Genomic DNA, 16,102 nt, shown 5'->3' with positions numbered 1-16,102 from the left:
CCCATGCCAGTATTTGCCTTGGTGGACTGCAACAACTTTTACGCCAGTTGTGAGAAGCTGTTTCGTCCTGATTTAAAAGATACGCCGATTGTGGTGCTGTCCAACAATCACCCATACACTTTTACTTCCACTCTCTAACTATACACGTTTGACAATGTGAGAATGTCCACTATTGTGTTTACAGACTGAATGAATTGGATATCACCACATGGCAATCGTATACGAGATCAAAACAACAGAAATAAAACCATTCACGTATAGAACCCCTCTAATTACGCCTGATGAAAATGGTGAACTATCTATTAAATACTCTCGACAACAACCTAAGCATATTAAAAAGGTTGTTTTGTTGAATTTGGTTGGTAGAAACACTAATGGCGATATAGTCTCATACGAACCAATGGAACAAGTTAATCGCTTTTTACTAGCACACCACCTAAATGACAATAAGCAAGAGTCAGAACAATACAGTAAAGGCTTAGTTCACTACTTTTCATTCTTATTAGAATTACAGCGCTTGTGGGACTCTGAATACGACGAAGACCTTTACGAAGAATTTATTGATCTGCCTAGACCTAGCTGGGATAAATTCCCATTTAGAAAAAGTGATAAAGCTACGTACCAATACCGAGAGGCTCTAATAAAGGCTGTACTTGAGCCTGACACCCCAAACCATACGATAGCCAGAACTACAGCAATTGCATATATGGGTGCTGTAGTTAAGTTTTACTCTTTCCACATCAGAAATGGCTACAAGTTTAACAATCCTCCCTTTGAGCACGAGGTTGTTTCTATACAATATCAGGGAGGCAGTACAAGCATCGGTGCCTACTTGAGTAAAGATATACACACAACAGATCTGCGGTTGAATTTAGGAAAATCTAAACGTAATGACGGTGGCGCACTATCATCAGCTAGACGAGATTTAAAACCCCTAACAAATAAAGAATGGCTTGCCGTAGAGGATATTCTCACCAATACACGTCGAGTTATCAAAAAAGTTGCTGGTGAAACAACTACTTCCAACTTATCAATTGAATATTGCCTGTTCTTTCTTGTCGCACGATACACAGGGCTTAGAAAGGAAGAAGTGGCTAGCCTTCACAAAGGTCAAGTGGCAAAGCCTGGTGAAGATAAGAAAGCAATGAAGCTTGGTGTTGGCGGTCAATACGGCTCATTAACAAAAACCGCTGGATCAGGTAATAAATCTAGGCAAACAATCATCCCCACCCGAATTATGCACCTTTTGTACGAATACACTAGAAGTGATAGATATAAGAAGCGTATCTCGAAATTCAAAGAACATTGTGAACTTAAGCGTCAAAAAGGCGAACTAGGATACTTTGATGGGGAGGATGGAGTAGATGATACAAAAGAGTATTTATTCATTAGCCAAACTGGTGTCCCACTTTTCACTAAACTTCCCGAGGCCAACGCCAGATGGAATGAAATTAGAGCCACTGTAAATATATTGTCTGGGTTTAACCTAACAGCAACTATACACAATCTTAGAGCTACATTTGCGGTATCACTTTTTAGGCTCCTTTTGAGGCGTGTAACTCCTGACAAAGCACTTGCTTTAGTGAGTGAGTGCCTTGGGCACGGTGAAGAGTCCGTAACGTTAATATACCTTAAAATCGCTCAAGACGAACCTACAGGCGATGAAATTTATGAAGATATCCTTGAATTTATAGGTGCATTTGAAGATGCTGATATAAGTGGTATGGAGAGCCAATAATGCCAAAACATAATACCAGAAAGAGAAAATATCTACTTCCAGGTAAAAACTTAATAAAAGGCAAGGCCGAAGTTAAAACCTTACATTTAGCCGATATGGTTATATGTGTAAACGGCAGTATTCTTCGTTTTGAAAGGTTTGCTTTTAAATCCTGTCCAGTATTGTTTCGAGGTTTCAGAAAGGTTGAAACTAGTCAGTTCACTGACATGAAACGAAGCAGTTTTGTGCGTCAAATATACTCTTTGCTAAGTGAGAACGCCACCTCTACCACAGCCTCTAGATATGAAACGCTAATAAAATACGTTAGGTGGGTGGATGATAGTAACGACACTGAATTAATCGATAAAGACATGTTTCACTGGGAACTAATTGATGGATTCATGACATGGTGTGGGAGGCAAAACAGTAAGGGATTACTTTCTCGACCTGTCTGGGGGAGGCACAGAACAAATATTTCATGGCTTTTAAAGCAATTAAATAGGACGCAGGATACCAAAAGACTTCCTAAAATATCAAATGTTTCAGGACACACGACACCCCACAAAAGTCTTGATATTGAGAGAGAATTAAAACCGATCACAAAAAGGTTGTTTAACTCGTACTTTAAGCTTTTAGAACACTATAATGCTGGCACAATGCCTGAAAAACATCCGCTTTATGATAAAGAATTGCTAGAACTAATAGCCCAAAAAAAAGGGATAAAAGGCAGTGACAGAGTTGCCCATTTTGCTGCGTTTTCAAGAGCAGTACAACCCAGCTCAGGGCATAAAAACAACCCCATCACAAAAATAGCAATGATGCTGTGCTATTTGTTTACGGGAATGAATACAACGCCTTTAGCTAAGATGAAAATTTCAGACGTTAATTTCAAAGAGGTGCAGGGTGGAAAGTACATTCTGGATTCCGTGAAAGGTAGAGCTCAACACCAAGAGCAAGATAACGCACTTGGTTTCAGTAAACACGCAAAGGACTTCATTGAAAGCTGGTTAAATGTAGCTAAAAGCATGGCAAATGGTGATAGCAACAGCCCTCTCTTCCCCTACTATAGTAAAGATGGTCAGATAAAGCTTTACTCTGAAATAGGTAGTTCCCCCCATGCAAGCATCAACAAACTATTGACCAGACTGGACTTCCCTAAAATAACCCCTTCAATACTCAGAAAAACCAAAATGGACACTCTGTTTCAAGCAACAGAGTCTGTTTATCTTGTTGCAATGTCGGCAAACAACAGCATTAAAGTTGTTTCATCACAGTATTTACATGGGACATCTGGAGAGCACGAAAAAAAATTAAATGCGGCAATGGATGCTAAATTTTCCAACGCTAAAGGCGTTGATATCAACACCGCAGTTGAAGAGGCTAAATACAAACATTCAAACATTCTTGATCATTATGAGTATGAAGCACTGAGAGAGGGCTCTAACAGGTCTCATGAAGCAAGAACCCCTACAGGGATACGTTGTAATGATAATAAACAAGGTGCTGTAAAAACCATAAATAAAATGCTAGAGCGTATCGGAGTTGAAATGAACTCTGATGAAGAAGCTTGCACCAGCTTTCTTGATTGCTTTGAGTGTGAGCACCATTCATTGGTCTCTGATGTAACAGATATATGGCTAATGATGTCATTCAAGGAAACATTACAAGAGCTTGAAGTAACACCTGCAATTAACTCAATGCCACCTAAGAAAATGAATACACTATTAAACACCATTGAAACTATTCTAGGAGGATTTAGAGATAAATCTCCAGAAAATTATAAGCAAGCCTATGAGCTACAAAAACAAACATCACACCCCTTGTATTCGAATATCTACAGTCTAAATGATCTGCATGAGGTGTTTTCATGATCTCAGTATTAAAACATAATTTAGCTTCAGTACCAGATTATGACGAAAACATACCAGTAAGTAGTTACAGTGATGGCAGTGTTGAAAGCTACATTTTTGATAAAAAGTGGAAGTTTAGCGGCGCTATTCAAGTAGGCGTTGGTGGTCTAACAGGTATCTCTTTTTCACGGATTGACATGAAATACCGCAAGTACATTCAGTCCACACTCGCATACATCATGGATGAATATAAACAAAAGAACAAAACGCATCCAACTATCGGACAACTTCAACACTGGAAGAATGGGCTGAAATATATTGTTCAAAGCCTTGGCGAGTGTAACTGGAACCTTCTATCAGACGACAGAATATTCAAGCAATTCAAGAAATCTTTCAGTGAGCTAGCAATTAAAAGGAGCCTTTCTCAAACACTAATCAACAATGTAGTAACCACTTTTGGTCTGCTAAATAGCCTGAACCTGTGCCATAGGATTGTAACGATAAAAAGCTTAAACATACAAAGTATAAAGCCAACCAAGCAATACATTGCAATTCCAACGAATATCTACCAACAAATACTTAATGATGCTATCTCAACAGTAGAGTCACTGCACCCCCATCGCCATGAAATATCGGCTCTTATGAACCGAATTCAGACTATATACGACGAAGAAAAAAATCGAAAAGACAGATCGTCTTCTCTAGGCCAGATAAACGACAGGACTCGTAATAGAATTCGGAAGATAGGTCATAACATTCCTGATTTTAAGCTTACTCGTGACGGCACAAACATTTCTAATATTCTGACTCCCTGTGCGATAGTTTTACTGGCATTTAGCGGTGTAAGAGTTGGAGAGTTAAATAGCTTTACTAAAGATAGTTACGAAGAAAGGGAAGGAGAACACGGCGATAACATATGCTTTTTGAAAGGTGAAACTACTAAAACAGTCAATGGTATTCCTAAAAAAGAAGTATGGCAAACACACCGCATATCTAAAGATGCACTTGAGTTAGCCTATGACTGCACAGCATATCTTCGCACAACCTACATAGATGATGTGAACAAGCAATACACTGAACAAAAGATCAATTTAGATGAGTACAAAAAAACCTTACGGGTGCTAGAGTCTGTATTTCTGCCAGTAACACTAGGAGGCTCTAAAAAGACCAACTACAGCTCAACGGCTGCACGCTCAAAAAACCTCAAGTCTTATTTGGAACAACTAAATATTAAAGCAACAAAAGAAGATGTTGATTCATTCAATACCCTTAACCCTTCATGGCACGGAGAACTCAAAGAAGGTCAATTCTTACCTAAGATCAGTGCTCATGACTTTAGACGAACATTCGCAGTATTCTTTAAGCGTTATGGATTTGGAACAACGTCAACAATCAAGTTTCAATATAAACACAGAAATATAAACATGTCCGAATATTACGGCAAAAACGCCCAACTTCAGTACTTCGAAGATGTCTTGTTAGACTCTGACTTAATCCAACTATTGCATGAAGAAGGGGTTAACATTGCAGTCGATATGTTTGATGAAATATACAACGCTTCAGAAACGCTAAGTGGGCTAGGTGGAGAACGAATAGCCAAGGATAAGTTTGAAAAACTACGCTCTGGAGACAAGGTATATATGACGCGGACTGAAATTGAGTCCCTAGTTCGCAATGGCACGCTTTCTATTGTCAAGCTACCTACAGGCGGATACTGCACTAATTCGTCTTGCAGTAGAGTGTGTGGTATTGGCGAGTTCTCCGCTGAAATTAAACCATGCGAACATCAGATAATCACAGACAAGGAGGCCAAAAGAACTCAACGTCAAAATAAGCGGCTAATAAATACATTTCGAGATTTGAATAATGGCGACCCTATGATGAAAAGTATACTTATCGGAGTTAAGCAAAAGATAAAAATAAATGAGTCATTGATTATCAACCATGGAATTAAAGTCACAGCCTTTGAGGATAATATCAAAGGCATAATCGCAACCAGTAGAGGTTAATATGAGAAAATCAGGAAAAGCATTAGCGAGATTGCGAGCAGCTTTAGAACGCCTAATTTCGGGCAAGCCACAAAATGTTTCACCTTCAGGTAAATTAACCCTTAATAAAATAAATAACGAAGCTGGACTTGGTAACAGTTACATACACAAATTTAAAGATTTTATTGAAAATGAAGCAAACCCAGCCATTGAGTCGTTTAACGCTAATTACGATCCCGTCAAAGCGAAACTATTACAAAACAAGCAGAATCTAACTGAGAAAGAAAAGCATAAAGCCAGAATGAAGAAAGAAGTCAAACTTAAAGAGCAATACCGCCAAGAGCGAGATGATCTAAAAACTATAAACAAAGAATTAGAAACACAAATTAGTTCTTTGATGTTCAGGCTGTATGAATTACAAGAACAACTTAATGTACAAAATGTTGTGAAGATCTCTCAATAACTATTGCCTTAATGTCGGTGGACAATAAGATCGTGACTCTGACACCAATGTCTGAAACTTTTACATTAAAGATTAAAACTTTTCGGGGTTCATTTGGCTGGTTCTTTTGTGTTTGGACTGCCATTTTATAAAACACGTTTCTGGACAGAAGTTCGTTAGAGTTTCTACTTAATTTAGCAAAATACGGATTAAGTCAGGTATGGGAACCTGATGTTAGTTGTTAGTTATTGCAGAATGAACTCTGTTCGTCTTTTGATGTGCAGGATATCTTCTCACCTAAAAATTCTGATACTTCAGAAGTAATCGTTAGGTTTGTATACGTATAACCATACATTAAAAGTGACGTGGCAAAATGGTCAAGTTAACCAGCTAATTATCAATGTAGCATTTGATAATTAGCTGGTTAAACGCTTCATGCGAAAGCAATTTAGAGTTCAAAAACATTCCGTCATCGTCATACATAACAAGAGAAAAACGGCTAAACTATTTTGTGTACCCTGCAAGCAGCCACTCAGCCAGTATGTTTGATTGCAGATCTTTGTACGAACCCAACTCTATTTTATAGTTATCCATCGTGTTAAAGATTACCTTTAACTCCCAATCATCCATCACTAACTTGCCTTACTGAGTTACACTGCTTACTTAGATGCTTGTAATACTTTTTCGAGCTCTTTATTTTCGATAACGTACAGCCTCTGTCCACGGAAAGGGGTCGTGTATATCGCGTTTTCTTCTAGCGCTTTCGATTCATGACGTTGAATCCAGACAGTATAACCAGGCTCTGTTCTCAAAAATGCATCACGCTCTGCTTGGTTGGATGGTACTAGATGTAGCGGTATCTCCAATTTTCCCGCGTATCCAAAAGTATTGTGGTATTTCCCTATAAATGAGACTTGATTCCCTTCAGATTGCAGTTGATGGATACGTTGACCTGGCTCAGTTACGTCGTAAACATTCTTGAGTACAGGAGACAAACTGGCTAATAGCGCAGATAAACTTAATAGTAGAGCTCCAATGTTCAATGCCAAACGATCGATAGGAAGTGTTTTTTTCCACAAAAGTAAACCGATAAGTAGTAGAGGAAGAATTCCCCAACTTTGATACAAATCAGTAATCTCTGCGCTTCGAAACGCTTTTGAAACCCAAAATTGTGAACCAAAAATTAAAACAACAATCAGGATGAGAATACCGACTACAGCGAACTCTGTTTTGAATTTTCTTAAATCAACTTGCTTAGCAATCCAAACAGCGACAAAAGGAAAAGTGGGGAATAAGTAATGGATCTGTTTACCGCTAAAACAGCTAAAAATTACAAGTATAATCGCGAATAAGGCAAGACATAAGGTATCACCGCGTTCAGTGACCACCCATGGTCGGCTACGCCAGAAACCACTTAAGAACAACCATGGAAATAAAAGAGCAGGAAGTAGAAGCACGTACCAATAGAATGGTCTTGCATGAGCAAAAGAATTTTGCATTCGATCAACAGATTGCCCCCAAAATATTGCTCTAGCGTATTCTTCACCTCCGGATATGGCGGCAGGGATTGCCCACATTAAGATAATAGCGACAGAGATAAGAACAGCCCAAAGTACTGCTTTGAAAAAGGCTTTATTAATATTGGACGGCGAAGGGTGCCAAATACGAACTAACATTACAAATGGCAAAAAATGCACAAAAATAACAGGACCTTTAGTAAGCAGCGCAAACCCGATTGCAGTTCCGGTGAACCAAATCCATACTGGTCGGTTCGACTCCGAGTATTTCCACAGACTCAATATTGCCAGCAAATAGAATACCGTGAGTATTAAATCAAACATTATCATGCCCGAATACAAAAACCACCCTAAGAAGCTAAACAATATGAGTGGGGACAAGACTTGTGCCTGTTTTGAATCGGGGTAAACTTTCCGAGCCAGTAGATTAACGAGAAAAAGATTTAACAAAGAAAAAACTGGCACCACCAAACGCGACACTGTTTCTGAAGTTCCGAATACAGACCAAACGATGTTAAACAACCAGAACATAAATGGCGGTTTATGGTCATAGGGACTTCCGTTTATGTGTGGTACTAACCAGTTTTTATCTAGCCACATTTCCCACGCGACAGATATATAACGGGTTTCATCTATAGGTAAGATAGGCCTAAAACTAACATTTACCGCTATAAAGACCAGCGCAGTGATAAATGTTAGCAGCCAATATTGCTTACTAGAGACACTAATAGGGTTAGGGTTAGGGTTAGGGTTATTTGTTAACATAGAATTGTTACTCCCGAATTCAGATAATAAGTGCACCACTCATGGTTAAACGGTGAGGAGAGATCAACTGCCTGTTGGTGATACTCTGTAGTCGCCAAACAAACATGAGTAGTTACCATGAATTACAAGCAGTTGATCGAGGGACAACGATACCAGATTGAGGCCTATTTACGCGAGGGTTTCAGTTATCGGGAGATAGGAAAACGTCTGAAAGTCAGTCACAGCACAATCAGCCGGGAAGTAAATCGCAATCGAATTCGGGATAACCATTACTTGCCGGAAGTCGCTCAGGCGAAGGCACTAAAACGCCGTTGTCAGTCCGCGAAGTCTAGAATATCTGGACTGACCATCACCTTTGTTGAGTTCGGTCTCAATGAGAAGTGGAGTCCGGAACAAATAGCCGGTGTCGGTAAAATCATCGGATATAACGTCAGTCACGAGTGGATTTATGGCTATGTCCAGCGTGATAAATTATGCGGCGGCAAGTTGTACAAACAGCTACGCCAGAGTCACCGAAGATACCGTAAAGGTAACCGTGCGAAGCGTGTGATTATCCCGAATCGCGTAGGCATAGAGCATCGTCCCGCTATCGTGAACAAGAAAAAGCGGTTCGGAGACTGGGAAGCTGACACGGTTCTGGGCAAGCAAGGTACGGGCGCGATTGTTAGCCTGGTTGAGCGAAAAAGTAAGCTGTACCTGATACGCAAAGTGCCAGCGAAAAGCGCAGCCGATGTGGCCCGGGCCATGGTTGGTATGCTGTGGAAATATCGAGGTTATGTTCGAACTATCACTGCGGACAACGGCAGCGAGTTCTGTGACCACGAACAGGTCGCAGAAAAGCTTAAAACGGATGTCTACTTCGCTAACCCTTATTCGTCCTGGGAACGCGGACTGAATGAAAACTTCAACGGTTTGCTGCGGCAATACATACGGAAAGGCACCGATTTGCGGACGGTAACAGATAAGCAAATTAGTGAGATTGAACGGGCATTAAATGCCAGACCGAGAAAGTGCCTCGGCTTCAGGCAACCTATTGCGGTATTCAATGAATTACGCAAGGCAGCCTAATTTAGCGAGTGGTGCACTTCGGAGTTGAATTCGCGCTCACATCATAATAAAGATAATAAATCCATTTAATTTCTTATTTGATAGTCTTACTGGGATTAAAGAATTAGCCCATCGTCCCGTGTCTTCGCAGATCCACGCTTTCTAGTTCTGACCTAGCAAGTATCTGAACAAGCTAACCTAGACTTTGTGAAAACGGGTATCATAATTCCTCTTCCATTTTTAATAGTTCAACACGGCTCTTAATATGATCTCTGTAAAGAAACCCTGTGAGGATAGCGCTCATGACACCAAAGAAAATGCTAAGGTATATCATTGTGTTACTTGAAGACTGAATTCCTGCCCCCACAAGTGCAAAGATAATAATTTGCGGGAGATAACCGAGTATACTTGCAGTAAGAAATGCGAAAAAAGGTACTCGGACACTACCTGATAAGACGTTAGTCACAACGTTGTTCCCAATAGGAAATAGCCGTAACAGCAATATTTTGTAAAACGGCTTACGACTGGCAAAGGAATTGAACTTAATCATTTTGTTCGGGAAGCGTCGATATAACCAGTTTGCGAATATAAACCGAGCGCAGTAATAATTTAGTGCCGCTGCAAAAATACAAGCGAACAATGTTAATGTAACGCCTAAGTTGATACTGAATAAATACCCAAACACCAATGCAATTGCTTGCTTTGGCCCGCTAAAAGATAAAAAGATGACACTGAAAAGGAATACCACCATTTTCCCTGTCGTACCATTTTGTTGGATGTAACCGACAAGCCAGTTCTTATCTGTCAAATGAACCATAACAGGATTATCAAGCTGATTGGCAATCAGTACCCCAACAACAATGAGAAATAAAAGCTTAATCCACTTCATTATTTGCTATTCACACTACTTACAGCTTTGACCATTGGATTTTTAGTACGTCGTTGTAACCAAATGACACCAAGTAAATCTACGATGCCGACCCAAGCCCTGTTCCAAGCGTTGTAATTTGAAGTGCCGGCTTCTCTGTCTCTATGTGCCACTTGATGAACCACAATTTCACCATCTAAGGATTTGATCAACGCGGGTAAAAAACGGTGCATATGGTCAAAGAATGGCAATCGAAGATAGGTAGCTTTAGGAATGACTTTTAAGCCACAACCGGAGTCTGGTACGCCATCACCTAACAGAGCATGTCGTATTGTATTGGCGACTTTAGATTGGAAACGAACCCAAGCAGTATCTAAGCGTTTAGCCCTGTAGCCTGCAATACAGAAATGTGGTTTTTTCACTTGAGCGGCGAGCTCTAACATACTTGGCATGTCTGACGGATCATTCTGACCATCGGCATCTGATGTAATGATCCACTCACCTTTCGCATGTTTAACTGCGGTTAAAACAGCGGTACTTTGTCCGCAACTTTTCTCATGACTCACAATCTGCAAGTCGCAACCACACTCTTGTGCAGCATCAAGCGCTTCCTGCACGGTATTATCGGTACTGCCATCATCAGTGATGACAATTTCAAATTGAGGATAAACCTTCAAGCTGTCATGAATTTCTTTAACTAACTTCCCTATATTCCCTTGTTCATTTTTAGCTGGAATAACGACTGATATACTCGGCAACATGAGCTCTAACCTTGTTTAAGCTATCTGTAAATAAAAACCTACAGAAAATCATTTTTCTTATTTGTTATAAAATTCTCGGTACCATGACACAAACTCAGCGATACCTTCTTGTATAGATACCTTTGGCTTGTACCCGGTTACCTGTAAAAGATCTTCAGTATCGGCGTATGTACGGTAGACATCGCCCGGTTGCATCTCTCTGAAGTTCTTTTTCGCCTCAATACCTAGTTGGTTTTCTATCCCCTTTATAAAATCCATAAGATTTATAGGAGAACCATGTCCGATATTGTAAACCGCAAAAGGAGCAGAGCTACTCGCGGGTGAGCCGTCCTCAACCTTCCAATGCTTATTTGGGCTAGGAATGACATCTGCAATCCGTACGATACCCTCAACAATGTCGTTAATATGTGTAAAGTCCCTCCACATATCCCCATTGTTGTTAATATCGATGGTATCTCCTTCTAGTATCTTCTTAGTAAAGAGAAAAGGCGCCATATCGGGACGTCCCCATGAGCCATAAACGGTAAAGAAGCGTAGTCCAGTGGTAGGAATTTGATAGAGATGCGAATAGCAATGCGCCATTAACTCATTAGATTTTTTTGTCGCTGCATAAAGGGAAACAGGATGATCAACGCGATCTGACGTAGAGAACGGGACTTTACTATTTAGCCCATAAACGGAACTGGAAGAAGCATAAACTAAGTGTTGAATTCTATTCTGGCGGCAAGCTTCTAATATATTTAAATAACCGGTCAAATTAGATTCAACGTAACAATGGGGGTTATCTATTGAGTATCGTACACCTGCTTGCGCAGCAAGATGAATAACCCGCTCAAACTTCTCTTTCTTAAACAACGTATCAATTGCTTCTTTACTCGAAATATCAAAAGGATAAAATCGAAATAATGGGTGTGCGGAGAAATGCAATCTTGCATGTTTGAGCGCTACATCGTAGTAATCGTTAAGATTATCCACACCAACCACTTCATGTCCCTGAGCATTGAGCTTTCTAACCGTTGCACTTCCTATAAAACCAGCAGCTCCAGTCACTAAGTACTTCATAATTAATCACTAAAATTTTTCTCATATAATATGTATTTTTGTTAAAAATGTAAACCTCATTAACATGATTTCATGAAGTTGACAGCGATTAAAAAAGGTTGATTTTTTACCAAAAAATGGGCTTACCACCCAGTTAGATACAAATTTTCATTACAGCTTTTGATAGACTCATTAAGGAGAGTCCGGAAAACCGCTTTTGAAGCACTCCTACTTTAAGCTGACACTTGCTGAGTTTTAATCTGACCACTTTTCTTAAGGAAGCTGCGATTAAGTGGTTCGCAGCTCCCAATATGACGCCCCAAACCGTCCTTTATCGACGTCCTGTGGCTCAATTTTCCAATTTTCAGCCCAAAATCGTCTCTTCGTGGCTGATTTTGGCCCTGTTTCAGGCCAATTTCCTCATTTCAGGTAGATCTCGCCTGTGCCCGTATCAATTGGTCAACTCGAACCAGGTTCGCCAGGGTGAATAACATCGCCAGTTGACTGTCATTTTTAGCCAGCCCCTTGTACCTGGCTTTGACGAAACCAAACTGACATTTTACTATCCGAAATGGATGCTCAACCTTCGCTCGGATACTCGCTTTCAGGTATTCGTAACGGATGGCCAGCTTGTTCTTGCGCGGGTGTTGCTTCAATGCATTCACTTTGCCGGGACGCTTGGCGATAAGCCAGTCTGCGCTGACATCGCTGAGCTCATCGCGCTTTTCGGCCCCCTGATAACCAGCATCGGCTGAGATAAATTCTTCATCGCCATGCAGTAACTTGCCAACCTGATTGAGGTCGTGCTCGTTAGCCGCCGTGGTCACCAGACTGTGGGTCAGGCCACTTTTGGCGTCCACGCCAATGTGCGCTTTCATGCCGAAGTACCACTGGTTACCTTTCTTGGTCTGGTGCATGTCTTCATCACGGCTATTGTGTTTGTTTTTGGTAGAGCTGGGGGCTTGAATGATGGTGGCATCCACCAAGGTGCCCTGGGTCATTAGAACGCCACACTCTGCTAGCCAGTGATTAACGGTACTGAAGATTTTGCGGGCCAGTTCATGCTGCTCCAGCAAATGCCGGAAATTCATGATGGTAGTGCGGTCTGGAATGGCTTTATCCAGTGACAGGCGAGCAAATTGGCGCATGGAGGCGATTTCATAGAGGGCATCTTCCATGGCCTCATCGCTCAGGTTGTACCATTGCTGCATGCAGTGAATACGCAGCATGGTTTCCAGCGGATAGGGCCTGCGACCATTACCGGCCTTGGGATACACAGGCTCGATAACGCCAAGTAATTTGTCCCAGGGAAGCAAGTTATCCATTCTGCCAAGGAAGATTTCTTTGCGGGTCTGGCGGCGTTTACTGGAAAACTCACTGTCGGCAAAAGTCAGTTGCTGGCTCATCCGGTTACTCATTCAGGGTTCAGGTTACAACACGATGATCTCATATCTCGGACTTATTCGCACCTTCCCTAATGTTTGGTAAGCCAGTTTAGTTTCGAAATAGGTTTTCTTAAGGTATTTTGCGCCATTGTAGATGTGCGCAGGATTAATCATTTTGTTTAAGTAACTATTATTTCGGCCTACTGAGGCGTAATCTTTGTAACAAGTCTCCGCAATAAGACCAATACCAACAACAGCGACAAGAACAAGACCAACTCTGGAGAGAAGAGCATATTTCCAATTTTGAAACGGTGTTATACGAACGGCGGCTATGAAGCCACAAGGTACGACACCAAAAGCGAATAAATAAAAGACTGTCGTATAATTGAGGTAGAAAAAGGCTTCAGATGAGTTAGTTTCAAACACACTTTCCATCATAGTGGAATCAAACATGGTCTGAAAATTTACCGCCGCGTACAATGCCCCAGCAGAGGTCAGTACCACAAAAAACATAAACGGCTTAAAAATATAAGACCAAGCAAATGCTGAGAAAATAATAATAAATGCACAGGTCAGTAACACCGGCGCGGTATAAGGGAAGACAGGATTGGAAACGTCTGAACTCAGATTAAAAATAGTTTTCAGTACGGGATAATTCATCACAGTACCAAAATATACAGCACACAATATAACGAGTGTTGTCATATGCATCGGTATACGATACGTAGGCAATTTTTTTATTAACATCATCAATGATAAACCTGGTGATATTTCTTATGGACATAGGAATTTAGTTATTTCAGAACTAGTGAATAAAATGGAATAGACTTTCACAATTCTGAGGTAGGGTTAGTATTGCAATTGATGTGTAAAAAAATTGTCGACAACGGTATTTCTGGTACACCAGCTTTCTTCTCACTGCCTGATTATATTGAAACTCAAGCCTGCATCGCATCACTGGTATTTTTTGCTATTAGCGACTTCGAATGTCTTGTCGAGATATTAAGTACCTGTGCATTCAGACAAGTTCTAGCCAACTCAATTAATGGGATATTGAAGTTAAAAAATCCCAAGAGTTATGGTTCAATTCAAGAGTCCTGACACTAATCAGTAAAACAAATCTAGTAAGAAGAACCCAACGGGTTTCACTTTCAAGAAGGCCCAAACTATCATCGCTTAGATTAGAAAAACTAGGTCTATACAACGCCAGAAAGAAGCGCCCTCATTCTTTGGCTGACAAACAATGGGGCAAAAGTGTGTTTCAAACTTTGTTGGCACACTTATCTAAGATAGCCATGTTGATAAAGCATAAGTTTCGATCTTTATTGTCACAATCACCACTCGACGACTACGAACCAATCTGGCATGCGAGACTGAGAAGTTTTAGACATTAATGTTATGCCACACTTAATTGTTGAGAATTAATGAGCCCCATATTAAAAAATTCTCAACTTATTGCTTCATATCGATGAGAATTACACAAATCAGGCTACAGGCTTTGTTCAGAAAGGTTTTTCATAACATTTTAGGGTGTAAAACGTGTAACGGTGAATAATGACGGCTGCGTGGTTGCACGGTCGCGTGAAGCTAAGTTACTCGGTATAAAAATGGGCGTACCCGTCTTTCAGATCAAAGCTGAAATGCAGCGTCATGGCATTTTGCCATTCTCGTCCAACTATGCGCTGTATGCAGATTTAAGCAATCGAGTGATGCGCACTTTGGAGGAGATGGCACCACGAGTAGAGGTTTACTCCATTGACGAAGCGTTTTTGGACTTAACCGGTATTGAGTCTGCCATATCCCTTTTCGAGTTCGGACAACAAGTGCGAGAGCGTATAGGCCACTGGATTGGGATCACCGTCTGTGTAGGCATTGCACCGACTAAAACACTCGCCAAGCTGGCTAACCATGCCGCCAAAAAGTATCCCGCCACTCAGGGCGTTGTAGACCTGACCAATCCAGATCGGCAACGTCGATTGCTCGCATTAGTCCCAGTTGATGATGTTTGGGGCGTTGGTAGACGGCTTACTAAGCGTTTAAATGCGTTGGGTATCACCACAGCCTTAGATCTCGCCAATGCCTCTCCTAGAGCCATCAGAGACCAGTTTTCAGTGGTTTTAGAGAGAACCGTCAGAGAGCTCAATGGTGAGTCGTGCATTGAACTTGAAGAGATCCCGCCAACTAAGAAACAAATCGTCTGTAGCCGTTCATTTGGCGTAAAAGTGACGCACTTTGAATTGTTACGTGAAGCCGTATGCGAATACGCAACCCGCGCCACTGAGAAGCTTCGCAAAGAGCAGCAGCAAGCCAAAGTGCTAACCGTGTTTATTCGTACCAGCCCCTTTAAGGACAACGAGCCGCAGTACAGCAACTCTGCATCGGGTGAGTTGCTGCTCCCCAGTTGCGATACGCGGGATTTTATCGAGCTGGCCAATCACTTACTCAAGCGAATTTGGAAGGATGGTTTTCGTTATGCCAAAGCGGGCGTCATGCTGTCTGACTTTTACGATCCAGGCATGTTTCAACCAGGACTATTCGATGACGTATCGACCCGCTCTAATAGCCAGCAGTTAATGTCTGTATTGGACACCATTAACCAAAGCGGTGCCGGAAAGGTTTTCTTTGCTGGACAAGGACTCAAGAAAGATTGGTCGATGAAGCGAGAGCATTTGTCTCCCGCTTATACAACACGCTGGGACCAGTTACCGCGAGTGAAGTAGC

Annotated in this window: 11 protein-coding genes and 2 pseudogenes; 7 read left to right on the top strand and 6 right to left on the bottom strand. The window is 41.2% G+C overall.

Translation table 11 applies throughout. The features are described from left to right. Positions 1–3: 3 nt before the first annotated feature. The 5 genes and pseudogenes from ACWAU4_RS05925 to ACWAU4_RS05905 form a co-directional block, all read left to right on the top strand. Positions 4–108: pseudogene (locus ACWAU4_RS05925) on the top strand (Y-family DNA polymerase); the annotation flags it as partial. Between the two features lie 100 nt (positions 109–208). After that, positions 209–1,738: a tyrosine-type recombinase/integrase gene (locus ACWAU4_RS05920; RefSeq protein ID WP_099458586.1), complete on the top strand. Its 1,530-nt coding sequence runs from the start codon at positions 209–211 to the stop codon at positions 1,736–1,738. Next, positions 1,738–3,588 (top strand): hypothetical protein, encoded by a 1,851-nt coding sequence (locus ACWAU4_RS05915; RefSeq protein WP_099458585.1) that lies wholly within the window; start codon positions 1,738–1,740, stop codon positions 3,586–3,588. Before ACWAU4_RS05920 ends, ACWAU4_RS05915 begins: the two co-directional genes overlap by 1 nt. Next, a complete protein-coding gene (locus ACWAU4_RS05910) occupies positions 3,585–5,576 on the top strand; it encodes a hypothetical protein (RefSeq protein WP_281089249.1) in 1,992 nt (663 codons plus the stop codon). The genes ACWAU4_RS05915 and ACWAU4_RS05910 overlap by 4 nt, the downstream gene beginning before the upstream one ends. Position 5,577: 1 nt before the next feature. Next, positions 5,578–6,018, top strand: a complete 441-nt coding sequence (locus ACWAU4_RS05905; RefSeq protein WP_011264070.1) for a hypothetical protein — start codon at positions 5,578–5,580, stop codon at positions 6,016–6,018. 638 nt (positions 6,019–6,656) lie between these two features. Here the strand turns inward: ACWAU4_RS05905 and ACWAU4_RS05900 are convergent. Beyond that, positions 6,657–8,279 carry an ArnT family glycosyltransferase gene (locus tag ACWAU4_RS05900; protein ID WP_353613394.1) on the bottom strand — a complete coding sequence of 541 codons (1,623 nt, stop codon included), beginning with the start codon at positions 8,277–8,279 and terminating at the stop codon, positions 6,657–6,659. 117 nt (positions 8,280–8,396) lie between these two features. Between ACWAU4_RS05900 and ACWAU4_RS05895 the strand changes: the two genes are divergently transcribed. Further along, on the top strand, positions 8,397–9,347 hold the full coding sequence (locus tag ACWAU4_RS05895) for an IS30 family transposase (RefSeq protein WP_115389073.1): 951 nt from the start codon (positions 8,397–8,399) through the stop codon (positions 9,345–9,347). A 199-nt stretch (positions 9,348–9,546) separates the two neighbouring features. Here the strand turns inward: ACWAU4_RS05895 and ACWAU4_RS05890 are convergent, their stop codons facing one another. From ACWAU4_RS05890 to ACWAU4_RS05870, 5 genes are all read right to left on the bottom strand, one after another. After that, complete coding sequence (locus ACWAU4_RS05890) at positions 9,547–10,215, bottom strand: TVP38/TMEM64 family protein (protein ID WP_188740965.1); 669 nt, start codon at positions 10,213–10,215, stop codon at positions 9,547–9,549. Then, positions 10,215–10,955, bottom strand: a complete 741-nt coding sequence (locus ACWAU4_RS05885; RefSeq protein ID WP_188740966.1) for a glycosyltransferase family 2 protein — start codon at positions 10,953–10,955, stop codon at positions 10,215–10,217. Before ACWAU4_RS05885 ends, ACWAU4_RS05890 begins: the two co-directional genes overlap by 1 nt. Before the next feature lie 57 nt (positions 10,956–11,012). Continuing rightward, the gene (locus ACWAU4_RS05880; RefSeq protein ID WP_188740967.1) at positions 11,013–12,017 is read right to left on the bottom strand and encodes an NAD-dependent epimerase; all 1,005 of its coding nucleotides are present in this window, start codon (positions 12,015–12,017) and stop codon (positions 11,013–11,015) included. A gap of 404 nt (positions 12,018–12,421) precedes the next feature. Continuing rightward, positions 12,422–13,402, bottom strand: a complete 981-nt coding sequence (locus ACWAU4_RS05875; RefSeq protein WP_151532535.1) for an IS5-like element ISEc68 family transposase — start codon at positions 13,400–13,402, stop codon at positions 12,422–12,424. 24 nt (positions 13,403–13,426) lie between these two features. Continuing rightward, the gene (locus tag ACWAU4_RS05870) at positions 13,427–14,041 is read right to left on the bottom strand and encodes a phosphoethanolamine transferase domain-containing protein (protein ID WP_454290483.1); all 615 of its coding nucleotides are present in this window, start codon (positions 14,039–14,041) and stop codon (positions 13,427–13,429) included. Positions 14,042–14,922: 881 nt separating this feature from the next. Between ACWAU4_RS05870 and umuC the strand changes: the two are divergent. Next, a pseudogene (gene umuC / locus ACWAU4_RS05865) lies at positions 14,923–16,101 on the top strand (translesion error-prone DNA polymerase V subunit UmuC); the annotation flags it as partial. Between the last annotated feature and the right edge of the window lies 1 nt (position 16,102).

The organism is Shewanella sp. FeAMO (genome assembly GCF_053653955.1).
The sequence above is the reverse complement of the archived record's forward strand: the minus strand, read 5'-3'. Positions and strand labels throughout refer to the sequence as shown.